The organism is Tianweitania sediminis (assembly GCF_017813335.1).
Lineage (GTDB): Bacteria > Pseudomonadota > Alphaproteobacteria > Rhizobiales > Rhizobiaceae > Tianweitania > Tianweitania sediminis.
In genome coordinates this window covers 1,255,457-1,282,271 of the sequence record NZ_JAGIYY010000001.1, presented here as the reverse complement: position 1 = coordinate 1,282,271, position 26,815 = coordinate 1,255,457, and the positions used below count along the sequence as shown (strand labels likewise).

25 protein-coding genes are annotated in these 26,815 nt (G+C 62.2%); 7 read left to right on the top strand and 18 right to left on the bottom strand.

From position 1 onward, the window contains the following. Positions 1-77 precede the first annotated feature (77 nt). The 9 genes from J5Y06_RS06240 to J5Y06_RS06200 all read right to left on the bottom strand — a co-directional run bounded on the left by J5Y06_RS06240 (position 78) and on the right by J5Y06_RS06200 (position 9,586). Positions 78-1,043 carry a Tim44 domain-containing protein gene (locus J5Y06_RS06240; protein ID WP_209334420.1) on the bottom strand — a complete coding sequence of 322 codons (966 nt, stop codon included), beginning with the start codon at positions 1,041-1,043 and terminating at the stop codon, positions 78-80. A 125-nt stretch (positions 1,044-1,168) separates the two neighbouring features. After that, positions 1,169-2,011 carry an EamA family transporter gene (locus J5Y06_RS06235; RefSeq protein WP_209334155.1) on the bottom strand — a complete coding sequence of 281 codons (843 nt, stop codon included), beginning with the start codon at positions 2,009-2,011 and terminating at the stop codon, positions 1,169-1,171. Further along, a complete protein-coding gene (locus J5Y06_RS06230) occupies positions 2,008-2,904 on the bottom strand; it encodes an endonuclease/exonuclease/phosphatase family protein (RefSeq protein ID WP_209334154.1) in 897 nt (298 codons plus the stop codon). Before J5Y06_RS06230 ends, J5Y06_RS06235 begins: the two co-directional genes overlap by 4 nt. 98 nt (positions 2,905-3,002) lie before the next feature. Further along, on the bottom strand, positions 3,003-4,070 hold the full coding sequence (locus J5Y06_RS06225; protein ID WP_209334153.1) for an ABC transporter ATP-binding protein: 1,068 nt from the start codon (positions 4,068-4,070) through the stop codon (positions 3,003-3,005). Positions 4,071-4,075: 5 nt separating this feature from the next. Further along, positions 4,076-4,867 carry an ABC transporter permease gene (locus tag J5Y06_RS06220; protein ID WP_209334152.1) on the bottom strand — a complete coding sequence of 264 codons (792 nt, stop codon included), beginning with the start codon at positions 4,865-4,867 and terminating at the stop codon, positions 4,076-4,078. Further along, a complete protein-coding gene (locus J5Y06_RS06215) occupies positions 4,864-5,703 on the bottom strand; it encodes an ABC transporter permease (protein WP_209334419.1) in 840 nt (279 codons plus the stop codon). The genes J5Y06_RS06220 and J5Y06_RS06215 overlap by 4 nt, the downstream gene beginning before the upstream one ends. A gap of 138 nt (positions 5,704-5,841) precedes the next feature. Next, positions 5,842-6,915, bottom strand: coding sequence for an ABC transporter substrate-binding protein (locus J5Y06_RS06210; protein ID WP_209334418.1), 1,074 nt, complete (start codon positions 6,913-6,915; stop codon positions 5,842-5,844). A 120-nt stretch (positions 6,916-7,035) separates the two neighbouring features. Continuing rightward, positions 7,036-8,202 (bottom strand): iron-containing alcohol dehydrogenase, encoded by a 1,167-nt coding sequence (locus J5Y06_RS06205; RefSeq protein WP_209334151.1) that lies wholly within the window; start codon positions 8,200-8,202, stop codon positions 7,036-7,038. A gap of 13 nt (positions 8,203-8,215) precedes the next feature. Further along, the gene (locus tag J5Y06_RS06200) at positions 8,216-9,586 is read right to left on the bottom strand and encodes a glutamine synthetase family protein (RefSeq protein WP_209334150.1); all 1,371 of its coding nucleotides are present in this window, start codon (positions 9,584-9,586) and stop codon (positions 8,216-8,218) included. Between the two features lie 386 nt (positions 9,587-9,972). Between J5Y06_RS06200 and J5Y06_RS06195 the strand changes: the two genes are divergently transcribed. The 4 genes from J5Y06_RS06195 to J5Y06_RS06180 all read left to right on the top strand — a co-directional run bounded on the left by J5Y06_RS06195 (position 9,973) and on the right by J5Y06_RS06180 (position 15,690). Beyond that, positions 9,973-11,157, top strand: a complete 1,185-nt coding sequence (locus J5Y06_RS06195; protein ID WP_209334149.1) for an efflux RND transporter periplasmic adaptor subunit — start codon at positions 9,973-9,975, stop codon at positions 11,155-11,157. Continuing rightward, positions 11,154-14,321: an efflux RND transporter permease subunit gene (locus J5Y06_RS06190; RefSeq protein WP_209334148.1), complete on the top strand. Its 3,168-nt coding sequence runs from the start codon at positions 11,154-11,156 to the stop codon at positions 14,319-14,321. Before J5Y06_RS06195 ends, J5Y06_RS06190 begins: the two co-directional genes overlap by 4 nt. Positions 14,322-14,396: 75 nt before the next feature. Further along, positions 14,397-14,879 (top strand): MaoC family dehydratase, encoded by a 483-nt coding sequence (locus J5Y06_RS06185; protein WP_209334147.1) that lies wholly within the window; start codon positions 14,397-14,399, stop codon positions 14,877-14,879. Between the two features lie 34 nt (positions 14,880-14,913). Next, entirely contained in the window at positions 14,914-15,690 is a 777-nt protein-coding gene (locus tag J5Y06_RS06180; RefSeq protein WP_209334146.1) for an SDR family NAD(P)-dependent oxidoreductase, read from the top strand. 15 nt (positions 15,691-15,705) lie between these two features. On the opposite strand, the gene J5Y06_RS06175 is transcribed toward J5Y06_RS06180, so the two are convergent. From J5Y06_RS06175 to J5Y06_RS06160, 4 genes are read right to left on the bottom strand one after another with little or no spacing between them, the layout of a single operon-like run. Beyond that, positions 15,706-16,257, bottom strand: a complete 552-nt coding sequence (locus J5Y06_RS06175; protein ID WP_209334145.1) for a sarcosine oxidase subunit gamma — start codon at positions 16,255-16,257, stop codon at positions 15,706-15,708. Continuing rightward, positions 16,250-19,243, bottom strand: a complete 2,994-nt coding sequence (locus tag J5Y06_RS06170; RefSeq protein ID WP_209334144.1) for a sarcosine oxidase subunit alpha — start codon at positions 19,241-19,243, stop codon at positions 16,250-16,252. The genes J5Y06_RS06175 and J5Y06_RS06170 overlap by 8 nt, the downstream gene beginning before the upstream one ends. Beyond that, positions 19,243-19,632: a sarcosine oxidase subunit delta gene (locus J5Y06_RS06165; protein WP_209334143.1), complete on the bottom strand. Its 390-nt coding sequence runs from the start codon at positions 19,630-19,632 to the stop codon at positions 19,243-19,245. The genes J5Y06_RS06170 and J5Y06_RS06165 overlap by 1 nt, the downstream gene beginning before the upstream one ends. A 42-nt stretch (positions 19,633-19,674) precedes the next feature. Further along, positions 19,675-20,928, bottom strand: a complete 1,254-nt coding sequence (locus J5Y06_RS06160; protein WP_209334142.1) for a sarcosine oxidase subunit beta — start codon at positions 20,926-20,928, stop codon at positions 19,675-19,677. 346 nt (positions 20,929-21,274) lie between these two features. On the opposite strand from J5Y06_RS06160, the gene rpsU reads away from it, so the two are divergent. The 3 genes from rpsU (at position 21,275) to J5Y06_RS06145 (ending at position 23,116) form a co-directional block, all read left to right on the top strand. Then, positions 21,275-21,523 (top strand): 30S ribosomal protein S21, encoded by a 249-nt coding sequence (gene rpsU / locus J5Y06_RS06155; RefSeq protein ID WP_209334141.1) that lies wholly within the window; start codon positions 21,275-21,277, stop codon positions 21,521-21,523. Positions 21,524-21,700: 177 nt separating this feature from the next. Then, complete coding sequence (locus J5Y06_RS06150) at positions 21,701-22,528, top strand: tetratricopeptide repeat protein (protein WP_245247578.1); 828 nt, start codon at positions 21,701-21,703, stop codon at positions 22,526-22,528. A gap of 114 nt (positions 22,529-22,642) precedes the next feature. Further along, positions 22,643-23,116, top strand: a complete 474-nt coding sequence (locus J5Y06_RS06145; RefSeq protein WP_209334139.1) for a DUF992 domain-containing protein — start codon at positions 22,643-22,645, stop codon at positions 23,114-23,116. Between the two features lie 52 nt (positions 23,117-23,168). On the opposite strand, the gene J5Y06_RS06140 is transcribed toward J5Y06_RS06145, so the two are convergent. The 5 genes from J5Y06_RS06140 to J5Y06_RS06120 form a co-directional block, all read right to left on the bottom strand. Further along, positions 23,169-24,566 carry an NAD(P)(+) transhydrogenase (Re/Si-specific) subunit beta gene (locus J5Y06_RS06140; protein ID WP_209334138.1) on the bottom strand — a complete coding sequence of 466 codons (1,398 nt, stop codon included), beginning with the start codon at positions 24,564-24,566 and terminating at the stop codon, positions 23,169-23,171. Positions 24,567-24,570: 4 nt separating this feature from the next. Beyond that, the gene (locus J5Y06_RS06135; protein ID WP_209334137.1) at positions 24,571-24,978 is read right to left on the bottom strand and encodes an NAD(P) transhydrogenase subunit alpha part 2; all 408 of its coding nucleotides are present in this window, start codon (positions 24,976-24,978) and stop codon (positions 24,571-24,573) included. Beyond that, entirely contained in the window at positions 24,978-26,243 is a 1,266-nt protein-coding gene (locus J5Y06_RS06130) for a Re/Si-specific NAD(P)(+) transhydrogenase subunit alpha (RefSeq protein ID WP_209334136.1), read from the bottom strand. Before J5Y06_RS06130 ends, J5Y06_RS06135 begins: the two co-directional genes overlap by 1 nt. A 44-nt stretch (positions 26,244-26,287) precedes the next feature. Further along, entirely contained in the window at positions 26,288-26,521 is a 234-nt protein-coding gene (locus tag J5Y06_RS06125; protein WP_209334135.1) for an aa3-type cytochrome c oxidase subunit IV, read from the bottom strand. A 100-nt stretch (positions 26,522-26,621) separates the two neighbouring features. Continuing rightward, positions 26,622-26,771 (bottom strand): DUF3096 domain-containing protein, encoded by a 150-nt coding sequence (locus J5Y06_RS06120; RefSeq protein ID WP_209334134.1) that lies wholly within the window; start codon positions 26,769-26,771, stop codon positions 26,622-26,624. Positions 26,772-26,815: the final 44 nt, after the last annotated feature.

Genomic DNA, 26,815 nt, shown 5'->3' with positions numbered 1-26,815 from the left:
GCTCAGCGTCTGCTGGTCAAAGAAATTGCCGCCCGAAGGCGGCATCAGGCAGGAATAAGCTGGCAGGGGAGCGACCCTCACGCCTCCTGAATGGCGGAAAGCTTCCATTCCCCGCCGCGGCTGCGGGTAAACGTCCAAAGCTCGGTTGTTTCGGACGGCGCATCGTCGCCTTCCACAATCTCTCCGGTTTCGCGATCAAGCATCCGGTCGCGCGCCTCGTAACGGAGCGCGGCCGTGGCATAATCGTCGCTGCCTTCGCTCCAGCTTTCGGCGATATCCGCCTGCAGAAGCGTGACGTCCGACACGTCGTTGCGCACGCCACGTTGCGCGTTCTGGGCTAGCTCTTCCGAGAAATACGACACCATTTCCGGCGTCAGCAGGCGCCGCAGCGCGGCATGGTCTTCGCGCGTGAAGGCAACCTGCACCTCGCTCAACCGCTGCTCAAACGTGTCGAGGTCACTGCCATCGAGCTGGAGGTCACGGCTTTGCACCGGTGCAGCCGCGCGCGCTGCGCCACTGCCCGATCCGATGCCGGGTACCTGAAACGGGCGACCAGCCTGTTCACGAGCGGCATTGCGTTGCCAATCCGGTGAAGCGCCAGCCGAACGACCGCCCGAAGCGGCACCGGCATAAGCCGGACCGCCCTGCTGGCGGCTACGGAAGAAGCGGATGACCAGCATAATGACGAGACCGATCAGCAGGCCTTGGACGAGGAGGCCGAACAAGCCGGCAAGGCCGCCGAAGCCCTGGCCGAGCAGCATGCCGATAAGGCCGCCGATCAGGAGGCCACGCATCAGCGAACCGCCCATGCCGTTGAAGAAGCCCGGTCGCGCCGCATTCGGCTGGGTCTGCCGCGCAGCAGCGCCAGGCTGTTGTGCGGTGCCGGGCGTCATGGAGCGTTGCACCGGTGCTGTTTGCTGCGGCGCTGTACGGGTCGGGGGAGCGGCCTGGAACGTGCGCATGCCACGGCTGCCGAAGCTGCCGCCGCGCCGCGCTTCCGCATGGTCGACGGCAACCATGGACAGGGCTAGGAACAGGCCCATGAACAAAGCAGTGAAGCGTTTTCCACGCGAACCAAGCACCAGCGCAATCCTCCAAAATGATCTGCTGATCTCATATAAGGTCGCTCTCAACGGTTTTCATCACTTCCGCGTCAGGACCTAGATCTTCACGCCAAACGGAGCGCAACAACCCCCGCCACGATCAGCAATCCGGACAAGATGCGCCAGAAACTGAGCTTTTCGCCGAGGAAAAGCACGGAAATCGCCAGCGCAAACAGAATGGAGGTTTCCCGCAACGCCGCCACCGCCCCGATCGGCGCCTTGGTCATGGCCCACATGGCGATGAGATAGGCGGCAGCTGAAAGCAGCCCTGTGATCAAGCCGGCGCGCCAGGCCCTCGCCATCACGGGCAGCACGGCCGCACCCCGGCGCGCCAACACCAGCGCCAGGGAGACCAAGGCATCCGTGAGGTAAAGCCAGACGGCATAAGAAGCGGCGTCGGTAGCCGTGCGTGCCCCTGTCCCGTCGCTCAGCGTATAACAGGCGATGAAGAACGACGTGGCGAGCGCAAAACCCACGGCCGACGCGTTGAGTTTTTCCAATCCGCCGCCGCGCAACGACATCAGCACCGTACCGGCGCACAACAGTGCGATGCCAAGCATCGTCCACGCACCCGGGATCTCCGCGATCAGAACCATCGCGCCGATCGTCGTGAGCAAAGGAGCCGTGCCGCGCGCCAGCGGATAAACCTGTGCGAGGTCGCCAACCGCATAGCCCTTGATGAGCGACAGCTTGTAACCCTGGTGGAAGGCAGCCGATGCAAGGATGTAGGGCCAGACCTCGAGCGCCGGAAACGTCACAAAAGGCGCAATCAGAAGAGCCGGCACCGCCATGCCGAGCGTCATCAGCGTGACTGAAACGAAACGGTCCAGATGGACCTTCACCATCGCGTTCCAGATGGCGTGCATGGCTGCGGCCGCAATCACCGCGGCGAAAACCGCCGGGCTCATCGGCGTGGCTGCGCTACGGGATCGAAACTGGTCCAGACAGGAAAATGGTCCGACGCCAGCTCATCCACGGAAATGTGGTGCGAGCGGATATGGCCGGCGAGCGGGGCGCCGACGAAACAATAATCGAGGCGCCTTTGCTGCGCGGTCCCTTTGATCTGCCGAACATGGCTGTAGTCCTGCACCGGCGGCGCGATCTCTGCCGCGTCCACGAAGCCATCCGCGTAAAGGGCGCTGGGGTGGTAAGGATTGGACCCAATGATGGCTTGATGTTCGGCGCTACCGGGCTCCGAATTGAAGTCGCCCATCCAGATTGCGGAAAGGGGCGCTTCCGGTTCCGCTTCCCCGGCCGTCCAGTTGCGGTGGGGCTCGTCATCCACGCCACTCCAGGGCCCTCCTTGCTTCGCGGCGCGGCGATGCAAGTCCTTCAAAAAGGCAATCTGCTCCAAACGCTCTTCAACACCGATATGGGACAGATGAATCGACCACACGCGGATCGGTCCCAAGGGCGTTCGGATCATGCATTCCAGCGCCGCGTTCTGGGTGTTGAGCGGATAAAGAACCTTTCTCATCGGCAGGCAATAAAGGCGCGACCAGAGGATCGGCCAGCGCGACAGAACCATTGTGCCGAACTGGCGCCGGCGATTGATAATCGGTCCGCCCGCGACCCGTGAGCTCGCATCCATGTCGAAGGCAGGGCCGAAGACGCCGTGATGCTCCGGAAGAAGTTCCTGAAGGATCGCCGGCTGGTCGTCGAAACCGGTGCGTTCCCAGTTCCGCTCCACCTCCTGCAGGGCGATGATATCGGCTTGCGCAACCGCCCTGGCGGCGCGCGAAAGGTCATAGCGACCGTCGGCACCGAAGCCGTATTGAATGTTGAGGCTGACGAGTTTCATTTGGGCTGGGCTCTGTTGCTGCAAGCAATAGAACACGCTCGGTGCCCTGCCTATGGGCAGAGCCGGCTAAAGATGCAGCCAGCCTTTTGTTTATCGGTCTAGTCGCCAAGCACCATTAGGTCGCGCGGCGCGAAAGCGATCTCCGCCGCAGAACCGGACACCGGTGGCGGCAGGGCTGGATCGTTGAAGGTGTCGAGCGAAACCGTGCGATCCCCAACCTTTGTGCGCACGCGGATGACGGAACCGAGGAAATGCACGTCGGCGATGGTGCCGTTGAGCGCGCCAGGGCGACCAGGCGTACGGCCTAGCGAAACGGCCTCAGGCCGCAAGGCGAGACTGACACCATCTCCGCCGCTTCGGCCCGCCAACGAGCGGCCGAGTTCGATTGTCTGTCCGGCAACCTGAATGGTTCCTGCACCGGCATCGACCACTTGGCCCTCCAGCACGTTTAGCGTGCCGACGAAATTGGCCACGAAGCGCGTGGTCGGGCGGTTGTAAATCTCGAAGGGCGTGCCGACCTGGTCCGCGCGGCCATTGTTCATCACCACGATGCGATCGGAAATCGAGAGTGCCTCTTCCTGGTCGTGGGTCACGAAGATGGTGGTGATGCCCAGTTCCTTCTGGATCTGGCGGATTTCTTCGCGCAGGGACACGCGAACTTTGGCGTCGAGTGCCGAAAGCGGCTCATCAAGCAAAAGCAGGCGCGGCTTCGGCGCAAGCGCCCGGGCCAAGGCCACGCGCTGCTGTTGTCCGCCCGAAAGCTGGTAGGGGAATCGGTCTCCGAGTTGCGGCAGGCCGATCAAAACCAGCATTTCCGAGACACGCTTGGCGGTTTCGGCGCGCGGAGTCCCGGCCACGTTCAAGCCGAAGGCGATATTCTGCGCCACGGTCAGGTTCGGGAACAGGGCATAGGCTTGGAAAACCATGCCGATCTTGCGCTGGTTCGGCTTCAGGTTGGTGACGTCCTTGCCGTCCACCACGATGCGGCCGGCGCTGGGCTCCTCGAAACCTGCCACCATCCGCAGCATGGTTGTTTTGCCGCATCCCGAAGGTCCGAGAAAAGAGATGAACTCGCCGCGTCCGACATCGAGGTTGAAGTCGCGAACAACGGCCGTTTCGCCGAAGCTTTTCTTGACGCTCTGAATGGAAAGAAACGGATCGGGCATCGGGTTCAATTCGGACGGTTGGCGGATTTGGGGGCAAAGCGGGCAAGGAGTTGGATCACGGTCATACAGCCCCAGGTGATCACGAAGGTGATGACAGCCAGCGCCGCGGGCTCATAAGCGCGGTTAGCGCCGATGTTCTGGAGATAAGGACCGAAGGCTGGTCGGTTGAGAAGGCTGGCGATCGTAAACTCGCCGATCACGATCGCGAAGGTGAGGAAAGCACCTGACAGAACCGCAATCAACACGTTGGGCAGGATGACGCGGGTGATGATACGCGTCCAGCCCGCGCCGAGGATCTGTGCCGCTTCCGTCAATGTCCGCACGTCGATCGTGCGCAACCCGGTATCCACCGCCCGATACATGTAGGGCAATGCCAGCGTCGCGTAACCGATCACCAGCAAGGCATCCGTTCCACGCGCCGAACCAAGGAAGGGAAGCGGCGAGTTGGAGCCATACATGCGGATATAACCGAACACGATCACGATCGCCGGGATGACCAGCGGCAGGAGCGTGATGAACTCGATCACCGGTCGGATCTGCGGCATGCGCAAACGGATCCAGTAGGCCGTCGGCACGACGATCAGCACGCCGAGCAGGATGGTGAAAATGGCCGCGACCACCGAGTACATAAAGGTCGCCTGGAAGCGCGGATCACCGAAAACCACAGCGAAGGCGTCGAAGGAGTAGGTGCCGCGGCGCATGCGCATGGCGAACTCCATCGTCGCCAGCAGCGGGATGATGAAATAGGCCGCGCCAAGCGCGAAGGTGAGCCAGGCCCAGAACTTGCCCCTTTTCATTTCAGCCACCGTTCCGAGCGCGTGCGGAACCAGATGTAGAACACATTGGCCATTCCGGTGATGAAGATCATTCCGAACGCGATCGCGTAGCCGAGATGCGGGTTGTGGAGAACATCGCCGCGAATCTGCGCATAAAGCAGGATCGGGACGATGTTGAGCGAGGAACCGGTCAGGGCGTAAGCCGTGGCGATCGCGCCGAAGGCGTTGGCGAACAGCAGGATCACGGTGCCGAGAAAACTCGGCCACAACACGGGGATCACCACCATGCGCCAATATTGCCATTGGGTCGCACCGAGCGTCGCGGCCGCCTCGCCCCACTCCTTCTTCAAGCCATCGAAAGCCGGCGTGATGATCACGACCATCAAAGGGATTTGGAAATAAAGATAGGTGAGCGTCAGCCCCCAAAAGGACAGGATGTTGAAACCGGTAGCATAAAGGTTGAAGCCAAAAACGTCCTTCAGCAGGATCGTCACGAGGCCCAGTCGGCCAAGTGTTGCCAGGAAGGCGAAAGCCAGCGGAATCCCGGCAAAGTTCGAAGCCACGCCCGAGAAGGTCAGCGTTGCGCCACGCACCCAGCCCGGCAGCCCGCCGCGGACGATGGCGATCGCGATGGCAAGCCCTGCAAGGGCGCCAAGCACGGCGGATGCGAAACTGACCTTGATCGAAATCCAATAGGCCGCTCGGATGGTCGGTTCCCAGAGTGCCGCGATGTTGGCCAGGGTCAGACCGCCTTGCGGGTTCTGGAAAGCGCCGACAACCAGATAACCGGTCGGCAGGATCAGGAACATGATAGCGAAAAGAAAGAAGGGAGCCACGCCCAGCCAGTGCGTCGGCATGCGCGCGGTGCGCCGTCGGGCCGGCGGATTGCCGGGGCGAACCACGGCGCCTGGTTCGATGCGGGTGATGTCCGTGGTCATGGCTCGTTGCGGCTGAAAGGAGGGGCGGCGCTGAAGCCGCCCCTACCCTGAGGCTCGTTACTGAACGTTGGCGCCAACAACCGAGTCCCACGACTTGGTGATGGCTTCCTTGGCCGCATTCTGTTCCTCGACGGACGGGAACTTGGCCTGCTCGTAGGCCGCTGCCGGCGGCAGCTTGTCGAGCATTTCCTGCGGGATTTTGCCCTTGGCGGCGAGATCGTTGAAGCGAACAGGGTGGCAGTAACCGTCGAGCCAGCCGAGCTGACCTTCGTCGGAATAAAGGTGCTCCATCCAGAGCTTCGCGGCATTCGGATGTGGCGCGTAAGCGCTGATCGCCTGCACGTAAACGCCGGCCACGACGCCTGACTTCGGCACCACGACCTCAACGGGCGGGTTACCGTTCAGCGTGTCGCGGCCCGAAAGCGCGTTGTAGTCCCAGTTGATCAGGATCGGGGTCTGGCCCTGCGCCAGCGTCGCCGGCTTAGCAATCACTGGCACGAAATTACCGGCAGCGTTCAACTGCTTGAAGAAGTCGAGGCCCTTCTCGGCAGCTTCCTTGGGATCCGTAGCTCCGGCAGCGAGGCCAGCGGCGTAAACGGCCTGGATGGCCTGGTTGGATGCGCGCGGATCACCGGCAAGCGCAACCGAGTTGGCATATTCCGGCTTCAGGAGATCGGCCCAGTCTTGCGGTACGTTCTCAACGAGGTCCGTGTTCACCATCATTGAAAGCACGCCGTAATAATCGCCATACCAGTAGCCTTCCGGATCCTTGGCATCGTCCGGGATCGAGTCCCAGGTGGAAACCTTGTAAGGCATCAGGAGGTTTTCGGCCTTGGCCGAAGGACCGAATGACAAGCCGACGTCGATCACGTCAGGCGCCTGCGGGCCCTTGTTGTCCTTGTTGGCCTTGATGGCCTCGATTTCGTCGCCTGAGCCGGCATCGGGATTCAGTTCGTTGACCGTGATCTCCGGGTACTTCTTCTTGAAGCTGTCGATCACCGCGCCGTAGCCGCACCAGTCATGCGGCAGCGCGATCGTGGTGAGCATGCCTTCCTTCTTGGCGGCAGCCACCAGTTCGTCCATGTTCTGAGCCGAAGCGATTGCAGTCGATGCCATCATGGTTGCAGCCATGACGGAAAGCACTTTCCCCACCAAATTCGTCACGCGTCTTCTCCGTTGTCTCAATCGCCCACCTGGCGCCGACGGAGCGGTATCCACCTCATGTGACACTTAGATGAAGAAGCAGTTGGGTTATCCCCTGATTGCCTCTTCCAAAAGAGAGCGAACGTTCTGCTTGGTGAGTTCCAACGGGTTGCCGCCTGCGGTCGGATCCACGATTGCCATGGCGGCGACACGATCGATCTCTTCGTCGGAAAGCACCCTTCCTCCCAGCAGATCTGTGAGAGTTGAAGGGACGCCGAGTTGCGCCCGCAGATCCATGATGCGGTGGACGAAGCCGTCGAACCCGCCCTGGATGCCGAGATAGCCTGTGAGACGCTCGATCCGCCCTTCGATCGCCGGGCGGTTGAAGGCAAGCACATAGGGCATGAACACGGCGTTGGTCATGCCGTGATGAGTGTCGTAAAGCGCGCCGATCGGATGTGACAGCGAGTGGATGGCGCCGAGCCCTTTCTGGAAAGCGGTGGCGCCCATGGCCGCGGCACTCATCATGTGGGCGCGGGCCGTCAGGTCGTTGCCCATTGCAAAGGCTGTCGGCAGGTTTTCGAGCACCAGCCGGATCCCCTCGAGGGCGATGCCGTCCGCCATCGGGTGGTAGCCAGGGGCGCAATAGGCCTCAAGGCAATGCGCCAGGGCATCCATGCCGGTGCCCACCGTGATGAAGCGGGGCATGCCGGTGGTGAGTGCCGGGTCCGCGATCACGATCGACGGCAGCATCTTCGGGTGGAAGATCACCTTCTTCGTATGCGTGGTTTCGTTGGTCAGCACGCCGGCGCGCCCGACTTCCGAGCCGGTTCCAGCCGTGGTCGGAACCGCCACGATCGGGGCAATGGCGTCACTGTCGGCGCGGGTCCACCAGTCGCCAACGTCCTCGAAGTCCCAGATCGGCCGAGTCTGATGCGCCTGAAAGGAAATGAGCTTGCCGAGATCGAGCGCAGAACCACCGCCGAAGGCAATCACGCCGTCGTGCCCGCCCGAACGATAGGCGTCGATGCCGGTCGTGAGGTTGCTTTCGACGGGGTTCGGCTTGACGTCGGAAAACACCTCATAGGCCACCCCGCCGCGATCAAGGATCGCGAGCGCATCTGCAACAACGGGCAATCTGGCCAACCCGGGATCGGTAACAAACAAGGGCTTGGCGATCTCAGCCGCCAGCAGCGCTTCGGGCAGCTCGCTAATGCGGCCGACGCCGAAGCGGACGGTTGTCGGGTAGTTCCACTTGGCAACGAGCTTCGTCATGGATCCGACCTTCTCAATACCGCTCAAAGCCGCGGTGGAGCTCCCAGTCCGTAATCCGGCGGTCATATTCAAGCTGCTCCCAGCGCGCGGTATGGAGGTAATGCTCCACAACATCGTCTCCGAAGGCGGTGCGCATCATGGTTGATGCCGCAAACGTGTCTGTGGCCTCACGCAGCGTTTTCGGGATCTCCGGCAGCGCATCGGCACCATAGGCATCGCCCACAAACGGCTCGGGCAGCTCCAGCTCTTCGTCAAGACCGGCAAGTCCCGCGGCGATCAGCGCAGCAAAAGCAAGGTATGGATTGAGGTCTGCGCCACCGATCCGGCATTCCATGCGCACGCCCTTTGTGCCCTGCCCGCACAAACGGAAGCCGGCGGTACGGTTGTCATCCGACCAGGTGATCTTGGTGGGGGCGAACGTGCCCGCCTGGAAGCGCTTGTAGGAGTTGATGTAGGGCGCCAGCATCAGCGTATAATCGCGTGCATATTTCAGCTGCCCTGCCGCCCATTGCCGGCCGAGCTTCGTCAGACCGAGCGGCGCCTCCTTGTCGAAGAACAGCGGCGTCTTGCCGTCCGCGCTCCAAAGCGAGTTGTGGATGTGGCTGGAATTGCCGGCAAGCGCGTAGTTGTACTTGGCCATGAACGAGATGGCCTTGCCTTCCTGTTCGGCGATCTCCTTCGCCCCGTTCTTCAGGATGACATGGCGGTCGGCCGTTTCGAGCACTTCCGCGTAGCGGACGTTGATTTCTTCCTGGCCGGGGCCCCACTCACCTTTGGAGTTTTCGATCGGGATGCCGGCGGCATCCATCTCGTTGCGCAGACGGCGCATCACGCCTTCTTCCTTGCCCGTGATGCCGATCAGGTAATCGCCGATATAAGGCGACGCCGTTTGCAGGTCCTGCCAGTGTTTGGCCCTCGCCGTGCCATAGGTTTCGCTGAACAGGTAGAATTCGAGCTCGGAAGCGAAATACGCGCGAAACCCGCGCTCGGTCAGCCGCGCCACCTGCTTCTTCAGGATGGCGCGCGGCGAATGCGGCAGGTCCTCATGCGTTCCGTGATCCTGGAGGTCCGACAAGACCATGGCGGTTCGGTCCTGCCAAGGGACGCGCCGCAGCGTGGACAGATCAGGCTTCACCACCAGGTCGCCATAGCCCTTCGTCCAGTTAGCCGCCTTGTAGCCAGGCACCGTTTCCATATCGATGTCGGTTGCCAGCAGGTAGTTGCAGCCATGCGCCTCATCGAAAGCGGACTCCACGAAGTACTTGGCAAGAAACCTCTTTCCGATCAGACGACCCTGCATGTCCACGGCACAGGCAAGCACCGTGTCGATATCACCTGACGCGACATCTTTCTTCAGATCGTTGAACGTGTAGGTTCCGGCCATTCTTCCACCTGTTCTGGTTGATCACGCGAAAGCGCGCCGTTTGTTGGCGGCGCGCTGTTCCCTTCAAGCTGTCATGCTTTGGAAGCGTTCTCCAGCGAAAATGCCTTCTGCCACTGCTTCGATAGCCCCAAAACGGCTGGGCCACGCCGCCGCGACGATTGGACAGAACCTTTTTCTTTAAGAGACGCTTCGATTACCGGTGGAACTTCCGCTAAGTTGAAGCTGCTTTGTTCACGAAGGCGTCAGCCGCTCTGTCAAAACATTGCTGAGATTTAACTTTAGGGGCGGTTGTCTCGTGGCAAGGTGACAGCCGGGCTCGTGGCGTGCGGTCAGTTCGGCTGCGTTCCGTCGTTTGAAGCTGTCCCCGACGATTTCTGGAGTTACGTATGGCGGTCTGGAAGCAACTGGTCCTTTGCCTGCTCGTGCTGTTTGGCGGCGTGCTGCTTTGGATCGGCTTCGCGCCGGGGTCGCGCGAAACGCTCGCACGATGGGGATTGGAGCTTCCGGCCTTCGCCGCAATCGCGCCGACTAGCGACAACGCAGAAGCCGGACGACCCAACAACCGAGGTGGAGGCTCGGGAGACCGAGCCGCAGCGGTTGTGGCTTATCCCGCGACGCGAGGCACGATCAACGACCGCTTGAGCGCCATCGGCACGGGCGAAGCGCTTCGCTCTGTCGCGGTGATGCCGTTTGTGTCCGGCCGCATCGTCGAGGTGCGGGTTCGCTCAGGCGACCGGATAACGGCTGGCGACGTCATCGCCAATCTGGACGCCGATGTGGAACGGATCGCGGTCGACCGGGCCCGCATCGCGCTTGAAAACGCCCAAGCGGCGCTTGATCGCACCACCGCGCTTTTGAACAGCAGAACCGTCACCGCGGTGGCGCAGACGGAAGCCAAGCTCGCGGTCGAGAATGCGCGGTTGGAACTCGCTCAGGCAGAACTGACGCTGGAGCGGCGCTCCATTGTCGCGCCCATCAACGGCGTTGTCGGAATCTTGCCCGTGGAGGTCGGGGATTACGTCACGTCCCAGACCCAGATCGTCACGCTGGACGACAGATCCGAACTGGTGATTGATTTCTGGGCTCCGGAGCGGTTCGCCAACGCGATCGAGGTCGGTGCGCCGATCAGCGCCACCTCCGTTGCACGGCCTGGTCAGACTTTCACTGGTGAAGTCAGCGCGCTCGACAATCGCCTCGATGCGGCAAGCCGGACCCTTCGGGTTCAGGCACAGGTCGACAATTCGAATGACACACTACGTGCTGGCATGTCCTTTCAGGTGCAGATGGGCTTTCCGGGCGACACCTATCCTTCCGTGAACCCGCTTGCGATCCAATGGAGCACGGAAGGCTCTTTCGTGTGGCTGGTGAACGACGGAAAGGCCGAGCGGATGCCGGTCAGGATCGTTCAGCGCAACACAGACTCCGTTCTTGTCGAAGCCGACATCCCAGACGGCCGGCAGGTGGTGACGGAAGGCGTTCATTCCTTGCGCGAGGGTGCGGCGGTTCGCATCGCCAATGCACCGCAACCCCAGCCGGTTGCTACCACCGACGTGCAGGGCAGCGCGCAATGACGGCGCCAACTCCTGGCCATGATGCTGACCTGCCTGAGGCGACAGCGGCCCCGAAGCAGGAAACCGGCTCCACCGCGATCTTCGTCCGCCGCCCGGTGCTCGCATTCGTCATCAACGTGCTGATCGTCGTTGCCGGACTGGCTGCCTTTTTTGGCATCGACGTACGCGAACTCCCGGACGTCGATCGCCCTGTGATCACCGTCACGACTGATTATTCGGGTGCTGCGGCAGAAACGGTTGATCGTGAGATTACCGCCATCGTGGAAGGCGGCATTTCGCGTGTTGCCGGCGTGAAGTCGATTTCCTCGAGTTCGTCCTATGGACGCAGCCGCGTCACGGTTGAATTCAACGACGGCGTCGATCTCGATGTCGCCGCATCCGACATGCGCGACGCGGTGGGCCGCATCCAGAACCAGCTGCCCGACGGCGAAGACATCGAAACGCCGCGCATCGTGAAGGCGGATGCCAATTCCGATGCGGTCATCCGGCTTGCCGTCACATCCGACACTCTGTCGGTGGAAGACCTGACGGTTCTGGTGGAGGATCAGGTCGTCGACGCGCTGGCGTCGGTGGAAGGTGTGGCGGACGTTCCCGTTTACGGCGATCGCGACAAGATCTTCCGTATTGATGTTGACCAGGCAAAGCTCGCGAGCGCGGGACTGACCGTTGCCGACATTACGGGCGCCTTAAGTTCGATGGCCTTCGATGCGCCAGCAGGCGCTTTGTCGAGCAACAACCAGAACCTGATCGTGCGTGCCACCGCTGCCTTGTCCACGCCCGAAGCCTTCGAAGGAGTCATCCTCAACAACCGCACCAGGCTGGGCGATGTCGCGCAAGTGACGCTCGGACCGGACCTCGGTCAAACCCAGCTGCGTGCCAATGGCCGCACCGGCGTGGGCCTCGGCATCATCCGGCAGGCGCAGTCCAACACGCTGGACATCTCGGCCGGCGTGACGGCTGCCGTGGAAGAGCTGAAGCAAACCCTGCCGGAAGGCATGGAAATCTTCATCACCAGCGATGATGCCACATTCGTGGAAGGCGCGATCCACGAAGTCGAGATTGCGCTGGCGATCTCCGTCAGCGTCGTGTTGCTGATCATCTTCCTCTTTCTGATGGATTTTCGCGCCACCATCATCCCGGCCGTCGCGCTTCCGGTTGCGCTGGTGGGCACGATCGCCGGCATCTACCTGGCCGGCTTTTCGCTCAACATCCTGACGCTGCTGGCGCTGGTCCTGGCAACAGGCCTTGTGGTGGATGACGCGATCGTCGTGCTCGAAAACATCGTGCGTCGCCGCAACATGGGGCTCGGCCCACGCGCCGCAGCCGTTCTTGGCACGCAGGAAGTGTTTTTCGCCGTGGTCGCCACAACCGCGACGCTGATCGCGGTTTTCGTGCCTTTGTCGTTCTTGCCCGGCCAGACCGGCGGCTTGTTCCGCGAGTTCGGTTTCGTTCTGGCCCTGTCGGTGATCCTGTCCGCGGGCGTGGCACTGTCGCTTTGCCCTATGCTGGCATCGCGCATGCTCGGCAGCTACACTGAGCACGAACATACCGGCATCCTTGGCAGGATCGGCGGCGGGCTTGCCGGCATCTACCGCCGCATTCTCCACGCGGCGCTGAATGCGCCACTCGTCGCCATCGTCGTTTCCCTGATCTTTGCCGGCGCGGCCGCCGCCATGTTCGGCACCATTCGCTCGGAACTGACGCCATCAGAGGACCGCTCGCAAGCCTTCGTTCGTGTGCAAGCGCCGCAAGGCGTCAGCCTCGAATATATGGCCGCGCGCATGCGTGATATCGAAACTCGGGTTCAGCCGCTGCGGGACAATGGCGAGGTGCGGTCGATCTATGCCATTGCGGGCAGTGGAGGAAACTTCAACAGCGGCTTCATGGTCATGTCGCTGGCACCCTGGGATCAGCGCGAGCGTTCGCAGCAGGCGATCCTCGATGATATTCAAAGCCGCATCCGCGACGTTTATGGTGTGCGCGCATTCGCCTTCCAGCCAAACAGCCTAGGCATTCGTGGTGCGGGCAGCGGCCTGCAATTCGCGATCGTCGGCACCAGCTACGCCGAACTTACCAAAGCGGCTGAAGCCACCGTTCGCGATCTGGAAAACGAGCCTGGCTTCCAGACCCCGCGCTTGAGCGTGGAATCCACCCAGCCTCAGTTGTTTGTCACGATTGACCGCGACCGCGCGTCGGATCTCGGTATCCCGATCAGCGGGCTTTCCGCCGCCATGCAGGCAATGCTCGATGGCCGGAACATCGGCTCGGTTTTCATCGAAGATCGGGCTTTCGACGTGAAGCTCGTTTCCACCACCAATCCGGTGAATGACCCGACGGATCTCGAAAACATCTTCTTGCGCGCATCCGACGGTCGCTACGTGCCGATGTCGACGATAGCCCGCCTGGAAGAAAGGGCGGTGCCGCCGTCGCTTGCCCGCGAACAACAGATGCGCGCTGTGGCGATCACCTCCGCCTTGACGCCCGACCTTGCCCTTGGTGAAGCTTTCCAGCGCGCCGGGCAAATCGCGGCTGAACACATGCCGCCCGGCAGCCGCATCGTGCCGCTGGCCGAAGCAGCGACGCTGAATGAAACATCCGGGGGCATGCTGACGATCTTCGGCTTTGCCCTCGTGATCGTGCTTTTGGTGCTTGCCGCGCAGTTCGAGAGCTTCGTGAGCGCCATCATCATCATGCTCACTGTCCCCCTAGGCCTAGCTTGTGCGGTGTTCGCCATGCTGCTCACCGGAACGAGCCTCAACGTTTACAGCCAGATCGGTCTCGTTCTGCTTGTCGGGATCATGGCCAAGAACGGCATCCTGATCGTTGAATTCGCCAACCAGTTGCGAGACCGCGGCTTGCCCCTGCGCGAAGCGATCGAAGAAGCAGCCAACATCCGGCTGCGCCCGGTGACGATGACGATGCTTTGTACCATCGTCGGCGGCGTGCCGCTGGTGCTGGCGTCGGGTGCCGGCGCCGAAGCCCGCATCGCGCTTGGCTGGGTCATGGTTGGCGGACTTGGGCTTTCAACTCTTGCGACGCTTTTCATCACCCCGGTCGCTTATCTTTTGCTTGGCCGCTTCGTCACGCCGAACGTTGAGGAAGCCAATCGGCTTGAACGTGAACTTGCGGCAGCACATACGCCGCCGCCCGCACCGGCCGAATGAACGTAACAGGCGGACTTGACGCTTCCAGGCCGGTGTCGCAAGGACGGTTCTAGCCTCGCAGGGAGCGTTCAGCGCGTGCAGTTCAAAACCATTTCGCTGGACGAAGCGCAGAAGCTTGTCGGCCGGGAAGTCGGCCTTTCGGAATGGCGGGCGGTGACCCAGACCATGATCGACGGCTTCGCCGATGCCACCGACGATCATCAGTTCATTCACGTCGATCCTGAGCGAGCCGCACGCGAAACGCCGTTTGGCGGCACGATTGCACACGGCTTCCTGACCCTTTCAATGCTTTCGGCCCTGACCTTCGAGGCCGTGCCCGTGCTTGAGGGTACGGCATCGGGCGTGAACTTCGGCTTCGATAAGGTGCGCTTCATGACCCCGGTGAAAACCGGCCAGCGCATCCGCGGCCGCTTCCTTCTGGACAAGCTGAAGGTGCGCCCGTCCGGAATTGTCGAAATTGCCTATGACGTGACGATCGAACTGGAAGGCAGCATCAAGCCGGCCCTCACCGCCTACTGGTTGACGCTCGCCATGCCGGACCGATCCAACAACGGCTGATGCGGCCAGCTAGTATACGAGAAGGAAGACGATCATGAAGCGCTTTGATGGCCTGACCGTTCTGATCACCGGCGCGACCGGGGGCTTTGGTCGGCGCGCAGCCGAGCGCTTCGCCGCTGAAGGGGCGCGGCTGGTCCTGTCCGACGTGAACAGGGAAGCGCTGGAAGCGTTTGCTGCTGGGGTGGACGCAGAGATTGCGACGCTCGCCGGCGACGTAAGTCAGGAAAGCCTGTCCAAGGATCTTGTCGCGCTGGCCGTCCACCGCTTCGGACGCCTGGATGTTGCGCTCAACAATGCCGGCATCGCGCAAAGCTACGTCAAGCTTCCGAACGTCCCGGCCGATGAAGCCCGCCGCATCCTCGAAATCGACCTGCTGGGCGTCTTTTTCGCCCTGTCGCGCCAGATCCCGCAAATGGAGCGCCAGTTCCGTGCGACCGGAAAAGGTGGCGCGATCGTCAACGTGGCTTCGGTTGCAGGCGTGGCGGGCGCGCCGCGGCTGTCGGTTTACTCGGCGGCCAAGCACGGCGTGGTGGGGCTCACCCGCTCAGCGGCGGCCGAATATGCCACCAAGGGCATTCGCGTGAATGCGGTCTGTCCCGCCTTTGCGCGAACGAAGATGGCGCTCGATTTCCTCAACATGTCCTTGTCCGGACCGGAGGCCGCGGCGGCTGAACTGACCCGCGGCGTGCCGATGAAGCGGCTCGCAGAGGTGGACGAGGTCGTTGAAGTCTTCCTGTTCGCGGCCGACCCAAAGAACAGCTTCATGACCGGTCAGGCCATTACCGCAGATGGCGGCATCACCGCCATCTGACAGCACGGAAAGAGCTCAAACCCCGCGGGCGGCATCCGCGAGGTAGGAAAAGGCGTATTCGGCAAAGGAACGCCAGCATTCCACACGAAACGCGTCTTCTCCGGTGCGCAAAAGCACGATCTCGATCTTGCCGAGCACGGTTCGTGAACAAGCGCCCACCGGAAACGCTTGCAAAGAGAGATCCTGCGGGCAGCCGGCGTTGATCACGTCCGCGGCCTTTTCGCCTGTTACGAGAACTGCCGTGTTTCGATGCGAAACGTCGACGGCGGAGTGAAGAACCTGCAAACCGGCCAGGTCCTGCATCGGATCGCGTCCGCCAAGATCAAGCACCAGCCACTCGTCCGGCCCAAGCCAAAGGGCGTGGCGCTCGCCAGCGGATGCTGACGTCTTGGGTCGCGTCGGCAAAGCGAGACCGAGCCGTTCCCCCAGCGCCACCAAATCATCCGGCCGCGCCCGCAAAGACATACGGTACGCGGGCGCCGCCGGCACAAGGCTCACGCCGTTTATGACGTCGCTCCGGTGATCAAGCATGCCGCGCCGGGCTGCGGTTGTTGCTGCCTCAGCCATGGAGCCGCTCCCCTTTCTCGTCGAAGAACACTTGGCCGCAAACCTCGACAGCGATCGTCGTGTCTGCCATCGGGACGTAAAGCGTTTCACCCATCCGCTCGAAACCGCCTTCCACAAGCCCGAGCGCGATCGATCGGCCGCAGTTTTCCGACCAATAGCTGGAAGTCACGAACCCGATCATCTTCATCGGGATCGGCTGCTTGGGATCGGCGACGATCTGGGCCCCTTCCTCCAGCACGACCTTGGGATCGACGGTCTTCAGGCCAACGAGCTGGCGGCGTCCGGGGGCAACGAGGTCTGGCCGCTTCAAGCCGCGGATGCCGACGAAATCGGTTTTCTTCTTGCCCACGGCCCAGTCGAGGCCGGCATCACCCGGAGTGACGGTGCCGTCCGTATCCTGGCCAACGATGATGTAGCCTTTTTCGGCGCGCAACACGTGCATGGCCTCGGTGCCATAGGGGCAGGCTCCATGCTTGCGCGCTTCTTCCCAAACGGCCTCCCACACCGCGCGGCCATGATCGGCCGGCACGTTGATTTCGAAGCCGCGCTCGCCGGTGAACGACATGCGGAACAGCCGCGTCGGCACGCCACAGATTGTCCCTTCGCGCACCGACATGTGCGGCATCGCCGCGTCTGAAATGTCGATCCCTTCCACGAGCGGCTCAATAATCTCGCGGCTTTTCGGGCCCTGCACTGCGATCACCGCCCATTGTTCGGTGATCGAGGTCAGCCAAACATCGAGATGGGGGAACTCGGTCTGAAGATAATCTTCCATGTGGTGCATCACGCGCGGCGCACCGCCGGTGGTGGTGGTCACATGAAAGCGATCGTCCGACAGCCGTCCGACGACGCCGTCATCATAGATGAAGCCGTCTTCGCGCAGCATGATGCCGTAGCGGCAGCGGCCCGCCTCGAGCTTCGCCCAGGGATTGGTGTAAAGGAGTTCCATGAACTTGGCCGCGTCCGGACCTACCACCTCGATCTTGCCGAGCGTGGACGCGTCGAACATGCCGGCCGACGTGCGCACCGTCTTGCACTCGCGGTTCACGGCCGCGTGCATGTCCTCGCCCTTGCGCGGGTAATACCAGGCACGCTTCCATTGCCCGACATCCTCGAACACGGCGCCCTGCGCTTCTTCCCACCCGTGGAAGGGCGTGCGGCGCGTCGGATCGAACAGTTCGCCCTTCGCATGATTGACGATCGCGCCAAAGGTGACGGGCGTATACGGCGCACGGAAGGTGGTGAGGCCGATCTCAGGGATCGGCTTGTCGAGCACTTCCGCGGCAATGGCGAGCCCGTGCATGTTCGACGTCTTGCCCTGGTCCGTCGCCATGCCGTTGGTGGTGAAGCGCTTCACATGCTCGATGGAGCGCATGCCTTCGCGCACCGCCAGGCGAATGTCCTTGGCCGTCACGTCGTTCTGGAAATCCACAAAGGCTTTGACGATCTTCTCGGGCCCGGCACCCGGCACCGCGCCCAGCATGCCGCCGCCCCAGGTTTCGGCCTTCTCGACCTTGGCGCGGCTTGCCTTGGCGGTAAAGCCGAGCTCTTTCAGCGCCTTTTCTCCGGCGGCATAGCCCTCTGCCAGCGTTGCGGCGAGACCTTCCGCTCCGTTGCAGGCGCCAACCGAGGCGCAATCCTGCGCATAGGTGCCAGGCAAGAAGCGGCGGCTCGCCTCATCATAGGCAACCCTGCCCCGCGACTGCGAAAAGAGATGCACGGAAGGGGTCCAGCCCGACGACATCAGGAGCGCATCGATGGGGATCGTGCGCTCCGTGCCACCGGTTTTCGGCTGGATCGTCATCGACGTCACCCGCAACCGACCACCGGTCCGAACCACCGTGCGACCGTGGTTGATCTCGATGCCGAGCGAACGCGCTTCTTCAACGAGGGGCCCCGATGGATTGTCGCGAAGGTCCACGATGGCCGCGATATTGATCCCGGCCTTCTTGAGGTCGATTGCAGCCGGATACGCCGAGTCATTGGCTGTGAAGACACCGATTTCGCGGCCGACCGCGACGCCGAAATGGTTGAGATAAGTGCGTGCCGCGGAAGCCAGCATGATGCCGGGTCGATCGTTGTCGGCAAACACCATGTGCCGCTCGATCGCGCCGGTGGCGAGGATCACCTTCTTGGCGCGGACCTGCCACAGGCGCTCGCGAGGAGCCGTCGGTTCGGGATCTGCAAGGTGGTCGGTGATGCGTTCTACGAGACCGACCATGTTCTGCGCATAATAGCCGAAGGCGGTGGTGCGGGTCAGCACACGGACATTGTCGCGGGCGCGCAATGCAGCGGCGGCGGATTGCGACCACGCCCACCCATCTTGACCGTCGATCACGGCACCGTTTTCGAAATGCAGCGCGCCGCCAAGTTCTGGCTGTTCATCGCAAAGGATGACGCGCTGGCCGGATTCAGCCGCCGCGAGAGCGGCCGCCAACCCTGCCGCACCACCGCCGACAACCAGAACGTCGCAATGGGCGAACCGCTGCGCATAAGTATCCGGGTCCGGCAGATGAGGCGCGACGCCAAGACCGGCCGCCTCGCGGATGCGCGGCTCATAAAGCCGCGCCCAGGCGTCCTTCGGCCACATGAAGGTCTTGTAGTAAAATCCTGCGGAAAAGAACGGCGAGGCAAGGTCGTTCACCGCGCCGACGTCGCGCTCCAGCGAAGGCCAGCGGTTCTGCGAAACCGCGGTCAGCCCGTCATAAAGCTCCTGGACCGTCGCCCGCACGTTGGGCGCACGGCGCGCCGCATCGCGATGGATGCCTACCAGCGCGTTGGGTTCTTCCGGCCCGGCGGAAAGGAAGCCGCGCGGTCGGTGGTACTTGAAGGATCGTCCAACGAGATGCACGCCGTTGGCGAGAAGCGCGGAAGCGAGCGTGTCGCCTTCCACCCCCTTGTAGGCCTTGCCGTCGAAGCTGAAGCCAACCGGCCTGGCTGATCCAAGCCGCCCCTGCCCCGATAAGCGGAAATTCGCGGCCGTCATCAAGCCTCTCCGTCCTTGGTCGCGCGCTTGCGCGCCGGTGTCTTCGCGTTGAGTTCGGCTGCAGGCACATTCGCATAAGCGCCGTGCTCGGGCAGGTTCGCCATCAGAGCGGAAGGTTCGACCTTTGCTTCACCGGCCTTGTAGACATGCAGGAACTTGTCGGTGACGGAATCCCGCACCGCGTTGAAAAAACGCCCGCAACCATGGATGTGCCGCCACCGCTCGTACACCAGGCCTTTCGGGTTCGTGCGGATGAAGAAGAACGCTTCGAACGCTTCGTCGCTTTCATCGGCAATGCTGGTTGAACGCGCGATATGCGCTTCGCCGCCGTTGCGGAACTCGAGTTCCGGCCGCGCTTCCTCGCAATAAGGACAGTGAATCAACAGCATGATGAAGACATCCCGTGCATGGCAACAAGCGGCGGACAGGGTTTAGTGTGCAACGGCAGCCGCAGCCGCCTCGTCGATCAAGCGACCGGTGCGGAAGCGTTCCAGCGTGAACGGGGCGTTGATCGGATGCGGGTTGTCGTTGGCAATTGTGTGGGCAAAAACATTGCCCGAACCCGGCGTTGCCTTGAAGCCACCGGTTCCCCAGCCGCAGTTCACATAAAGCCCCGGAACAGGCGTTTTCGCCAGGATCGGAGAACGATCCGGCGTCACGTCCACGATGCCGCCCCACGAGCGCAGCATCTTCATGCGTGCAAACATTGGGAACATCTCGCAGATCGCGTCAAGCGTGTGGTTGATGATGTGCAAGCCACCCGTCTGCGAATACGAAATGTACTGGTCAGTGCCGGCGCCGATCACCAACTCGCCCTTGTCGGATTGCGAGATATAAGCGTGCACCGTGTTGGACATCACCACGCAAGGGAAGCAGGGTTTCACCGGCTCCGACACCAGCGCCTGCAGCGGGTAGCTTTCGAGCGGCATGCGCACGCCAGCCATCTCCATCAGCACCGATGTGTGGCCGGCCGCAACAACGCCGATCTTCTTGGCGCCGATCGGCCCCCGATTGGTGTCGACGCCGATCACATGGCCGTTGGAAGAGCGGCGGATGGCCGTGACTTCGCAGTTCTGAATGATGTGGACGCCTCGCGCCGAAGCTGCGCGCGCATAGCCCCAGGCCACCGCATCGTGCCGTGCCGTGCCGCCCTTGCGCTGGAGCGCTGCACCGACGATCGGGTAGCGCGCCTGCTTGGAAATGTTGAGCGGAGGACAGAACTCCTTCGCTTCTTCGGGCGTGAGCCAGTCGTTGGGAACGCCGTTCAGGCGGTTCGCGTGGACGTGCCGCTTCAAGACCTGCACGTCGTGGACGTTGTGCGCGAGCATCATCACGCCGCGCGGGCTGTACATGACGTTGTAGTTGAGGTCCTGAGAAAGACCGTCCCACAGGTTCAGCGCGTGGTTGTAGATGCCGGCGCTCTCGTCATACAGGTAGTTCGAACGGATGATGGTGGTGTTTCGGCCGGTGTTGCCGCCGCCGAGCCAGCCTTTTTCCAGGACGGCAATGTCGGTGATGCCGTGTTCCTTGGCGAGGTAGTAAGCAGTTGCGAGCCCATGCCCGCCGGCGCCAATGATCAGGACCTCGTAGTCCTTGCGCGGTTCGGGCGACGTCCACTGCTGTTCCCAGCCCTTATGGCCGCGCATCGCTTCGCGCGCGATCGCAAAGACCGAATATTTCCGCATGGCAGAGCCTCGTCGAAACCGCGTGAAAACGGAAGCGCCAGCCCTCGTGCGTCGATCGGCGGCCGCTTCGTCATTGCCGGTGTGTAGCACTACTGAAAAGCCGCTTCCACCTTTGCGCTGATTGCGACGGGGCTTGCCGCTTTGCGCCGCACCACCTGCTTCGCGAGGTCGCATCCCGGCTAAGAAGCGGGAGGCGACGTTACGGAAAGCCGATGGACACTGCCTCGCCGATCTGATAATGGCGCGAAAGATCGCGGGCCGTGTGCACGCGACAGCAGTGGCCCGATGCCGCTTGGCATGGGCCGAATTTTTGTTTGGCCTCTCCAACCGGTGGAACAGGGATCCCGTGCAGGTACTCGTTCGCGACAACAATGTCGATCAGGCGCTGCGTGCGCTCAAGAAGAAGCTTCAGCGCGAAGGTGTGTTTCGCGAGATGAAGATGCGGGATCATTACGAGAAGCCGTCGGAAAAGCGCGCCCGTGAGAAGGCGGAAGCCGTGCGCCGCGCCCGCAAGCTTGCTCGCAAGCGCGCCCAGCGCGAAGGTCTGATCGCAGCACCGAAGCCTGCGGCAACCGCTCGGCCGACGGCGCGCTGAGCCCGTCAACTTTTCGACGCTTTTCTGAGACTTAAGGCAGGCGGTGGCGCGACGGATCGGTCGCACCGCCGCTTTTCGTTTACCAGAAGCGCCTAGGCTGGCCTTTGGCTGAGCTTGATTCGGGTTCGCGCTGCGGACGCCGTGATGGGGAGAGAGTCTCCGATGTGGAATCATTCGATGCAACTGAAACGCCGAAGCGCAACCCCGCTGCTGGTTCTTTTGCCGGTGCTCGCCTTGGGCGCCTGCCAAACGGCGAGCTTGGGTGAGGTAGCCAGCATACAGGCGGCGCAGGGATCGAGTGAAAACATCGCGTCTTTGACATCGGTGATCGATCGCAACCCGCGCGACGCCGAAGCCTACAACGTTCGCGGCTCGGCGTATGGACGCGCCGGTGAATATCGCCAGGCGCTCAAGGATTTCGACCAGGCGATTGCGATCAATCCGCAGTTCTACCAAGCTTATGCAAATCGGGCTCTGATCCACCGTTATCTCGGCGATCAGGCGTCGGCGATTGCCGACTACAATCGGTCGCTGCAGATCAACAACAGCTACGACGTCGCCTATATCGGGCGCGGCGACGTGTACCGCCTCGCCGGGCAATCACGCCAGGCGCTGCAGGATTATGAGCGCGCGATCCAGATGAACACCACGGATCCACGCGCTTACAATGGTCGCGGTCTGCTCTATCAGACAAGCGGCCAGCACAACTTCGCCATCGAGGACTTCGCCACCACGATCTCGCTCGCGCCGGACCAGCCGAATGGCTACAATGGTCGCGGTCTGTCCTACCTCGCCCTCGGGGACGATGAAAACGCATTTGCCGACTTCAACGTCGCCATCAAGCTCAACGGCGAAGTGGCCGAAAGCTGGGCAAATCAGGCGCTGGTTTACGAAAAGCGCGGCGACACCGCGCGCGCTTCCAAATCGTTTGCGCGGGCAGCGCAGCTCGATCCGAACTACAAGCCCGCCGTGGACGGACTCGCTCGCACGCGCAGGACCGGCTGACCGTAACCGGATCAACCACATCCGGTTGCAAATCGTGATGGGCGGCCGGACGTGTCCCGGGAACCTGGCGGACTTCGCTGAGTTCACTCCCCGTTCAAATCGGGAGTTTTCATCATGAAGTCTTTGCTCGTTCTTTCCGCGCTCGCAGCTGGCGTTGTCGCCGTCCCTGCATCCGCGAGTGAACGCGTCCAGCTTGGCGTGCTCAGCTGTGACATTCAGGGCGGCACCAGCTATGTGATCGGCTCCAACAAGGCGGTGGATTGCGAATATCGCCCGTCGCGCGGCGGTTCGGTCCAGCGCTACAGTGGGATGATCTCCAAGCTTGGCCTCGACCTCGGCATGACCCAGAACGGCAACCTTCATTGGGCCGTGTTTGGTGTGAATTATAACCTCGGCGAAGGCGAATTGGCCGGCAACTACTATGGTGCCAATGCCGAAGCCAGCATCGTGGTTGGTGCAGGCGCGAACCTGCTGACAGGCGGTCCTCGCACAAGCTTCACCTTGCAGCCGCTCAGCGCTCAGGCACAAACCGGCCTGAACCTCGCGGTGGCCGTGGCCGGTCTGGAGCTCACCTATTCCTACAAGTGAGGCGCCTCGCGCCTGAAACGTAAAAGGCCGGCTTTCGCCGGCCTTTTACTCGTCAGTGGTCCATCGCCTTGACGATGTCTTCCGTCATCTTCTTGGCATCGCCGAGCAGCATCATGGTGCCGTCCTTGTAGAACAGCGTGTTGTCGATGCCGGCGTAACCGGAGCCGAGCGATCGTTTCACGAACAAGCACGTCTTGGCCTTGTCGACGTCCAGGATCGGCATCCCGTAGATCGGCGACGATTTGTCGTCGCGTGCCGACGGGTTCGTCACGTCGTTTGCGCCGATTACATAGGCAACGTCAGCCTGCGCGAACTCCGAATTGATGTCTTCGAGCTCGAAAACCTCGTCATAGGGAACGTTGGCCTCTGCAAGCAGCACGTTCATGTGGCCTGGCATACGTCCCGCGACCGGATGGATCGCATATTTTACTTCAACGCCATTCGCCTTCAGCCGGTCGGCCAGCTCGCGAAGGGCGTGCTGCGCCTGCGCCACCGCCATGCCGTAACCGGGCACGATGATAACCTTGGACGCGTTCGCCATCAGGTAGGCCGCGTCGTCGGCCGAACCCTGCTTCACCGTGCGCTCAATGCCGTCATCAACCGCCGCAGCGGTTTCGCCGCCGAAGCCACCGAGGATGACGGAGATAAACGAGCGGTTCATGCCCTTGCACATGATGTAGGACAGGATTGCTCCCGATGAGCCAACCAGCGCGCCAGTGATAATGAGCGCCAGGTTGCCGAGCGTGAAACCGAGTGCCGCTGCAGCCCACCCCGAATAGGAGTTGAGCATGGACACGACCACCGGCATGTCGGCGCCGCCGATCGGGATGATCAGCAGCACGCCCAGCGCCAGCGAGACAAGCACGATCAGCCAGAAAACGGCATAGCTTTGCGTTCCGACGAGCAGGATGATCAGAAGCACCAGCAGCGCGCCGAGTGCGGCGTTGACCACGTGGCGCATGGGCAGGAGGATCGGCTTGCCGGACATGCGTCCGTCGAGCTTCAGGAAGGCGATAACCGAGCCGGTGAAGGTGATCGCCCCGATCGCCACACCGAGGCTCATCTCCACCAGCGCCTGGCCATGAATGGCACCGACCAAGCCGATGCCGAAGCTTCCAGGTGCATACATGGCGGCCGCGGCCACCATCACGGCAGCAAGGCCGACCAAGCTGTGGAACGCGGCCACCAGTTGCGGCATCGACGTCATCGCGATGCGCCGCGCAATCAGCGCACCGGCTCCGCCACCTATGGCGAGCCCGAGAAGGATCAGGAAAAAACCGCCCAGGGTGGGGCGCGCCAGCGCCAGCGTGGTGAGGATCGCGATCCCCATGCCGACCATGCCGTAGGTGTTGCCCTGACGGCTGGTGGTGGGATGAGACAGGCCCCGCAAGGCCATGATGAACAGGACGCCGGAAACGAGGTAAAGAAAAGAAGCGAGGTTCACGCTCATCGGCTCAGCGCTCCTTCTTCTTGTACATCGCCAGCATGCGCTGGGTCACAAGGAAGCCGCCGAAGATGTTGACGGCGGCCAACACCAGCGCAATGAAGCCGAAGCCGGTGGCGAGCCCTGATGCCGAAATTCCCACGGCAAGCAGCGCCCCCACCACGATCACGGAAGAGATGGCGTTGGTGACCGCCATCAGCGGCGTGTGCAAAGCCGGCGTGACCGACCACACAACGTAATAGCCGACGAAGATCGCCAGCACGAAGATCGCGAGCCGGAACACGAACGGGTCTACAACCCCGCCGGACGCCACATGCACGGCATCAGCCACGCTGTCGGCGTTGTCGAGGGTCAGCCGCAGGTTGGCAACGGCGCGATCGAGCTGATCAAGAGCGGTTTCAACGGAGTTGTTCTCCATCACACTCCCCCTTCCATCTTCGCGGACGTGGACGCTTCGCTGTCTTCTGATGCTTGCGGTGCTGCACTGACATCCGTTGCCGGATCGTCGCCGCGGTTCTGGCCGGGGATGATCGGCTTCGGTTCCACGACCGGCCGCGTGAAGTTCGGGTGCACCACCTGTCCCTCATGGGTCAGCAGAGTGGCCTTCACCAGTTCGTCGTCGCGGTCGATCGCGAGGTCCCTGGTGTTTTTGTCGATCAGCGTTTCAAGGAAGGCAAAAAGGTTGCGCGCGTAAAGCAGCGACGCGGAAGCGGCGATCCGGCCGGGAACATTGTTGTAGCCGACGATCGTCACGCCATTGTCGTTGGTCACTGCTTCGCCGGGCTTGGCGCCTTCGACATTGCCGCCGCGCTCAACCGCGAGATCGACGATCACCGAACCAGGCTTCATCGCCGCAACCATGGCAGCACTGACAAGCTTCGGAGCAGGACGCCCAGGGATCAGCGCCGTTGTGATCACGATGTCCTGCTTGGCGATGTGCTCGGCAACCAGCGCCGCCTGCTTGTCCTGGTATGCCTTGGACATTTCCTTGGCATAGCCGCCGGCAGTCTCGGCGGCCTTGAACTCCTCGTCTTCCACCGCCACGAACTTCGCGCCGAGGGAAGCGACCTGCTCCTTGGCGGCTGGCCGTACGTCCGTTGCGGTGACCACGGCGCCGAGCCGCCGCGCGGTTGCGATGGCTTGAAGTCCCGCGACACCTGCGCCCATCACGAAGACCTTGGCGGCAGGAACGGTGCCGGCGGCGGTCATCATCATCGGAAGCGCGCGGTCGTAAACGGCCGCCGCATCGACCACGGCCTGATAGCCGGCGAGATTGGCTTGGGAGGACAGCACGTCCATGACCTGGGCGCGCGTGATGCGCGGCATGAACTCCATCGCGAAGGCTGAAAGTCCGGCCTCGCCCATGGCGTCCACGGCATCCTGCCGGTCGTAGGGATCCATGATGGCGATCACAACGGTGCCGGACCTGTAGCCGCTGATCTCGTCGGAGGTGGGCCTGCGCACCTTGAGAATGATGTCAGCGCGGCCTGCATCGCCAGCGCTGCCGATGCTCGCTCCCGCCTTCTCGAACTCGGCGTCAGGAATGCGGGACGCAGTTCCGGCACCGCTTTCCACCACGACGTCGAGCCCGAGCGCCTTCATGCGCTTCACGGTATCGGGAGATGCCGCCACGCGCGGCTCGGCTTGATCGACTTCCTTCGGGATGAAAACAGTCCGAGCCAACAGCGAGCCCCCTCTCCGTTGTTGAAGAACCGGTGGCTGGGAAATCAGGCCGCCCGCATGAAATAGGTGCCGATGCCGCAGATGAGCGCGAACAGGATCAAGGACGCGATGAAGCCGCCGCCGGCATAAAAGCCGAAGGCCATGGCGATCATGAGCGCGACGACGGAAAGCGTGCCGTACTTCGCCAGCGCCAGAAAACCCGAATAGGTCCTCTCGTGCTCACTGTAGTCCATCTCGGCGCCTGTCTCGAAAGGGCCAGTTGGTCCATGATCAGCCATAATCGATCCCCACCTGTTGCTGCCTTCGCCCTTAACGAATGTGGTTGGCTTCGGCAATGGCCGGATTGTCGCGCGTTGGAAGTTCCGGCGAGCGATCCGCCTAGGCTGCGACTTGCGGAAACAAGCCAACCAATCCGATCACAATGAGGTAGAGCGCGACGATGTAGTTCAGGAGCCGCGGCATGATCAGGATCAGCACGCCCGCTATCAAAGAAATCAGCGGCGTTAGCGTCAGCGCTTCGAAACTCATGCGGAACCTCCATGTGCTGCTCGCACAACGAGCCTGAGAGCACG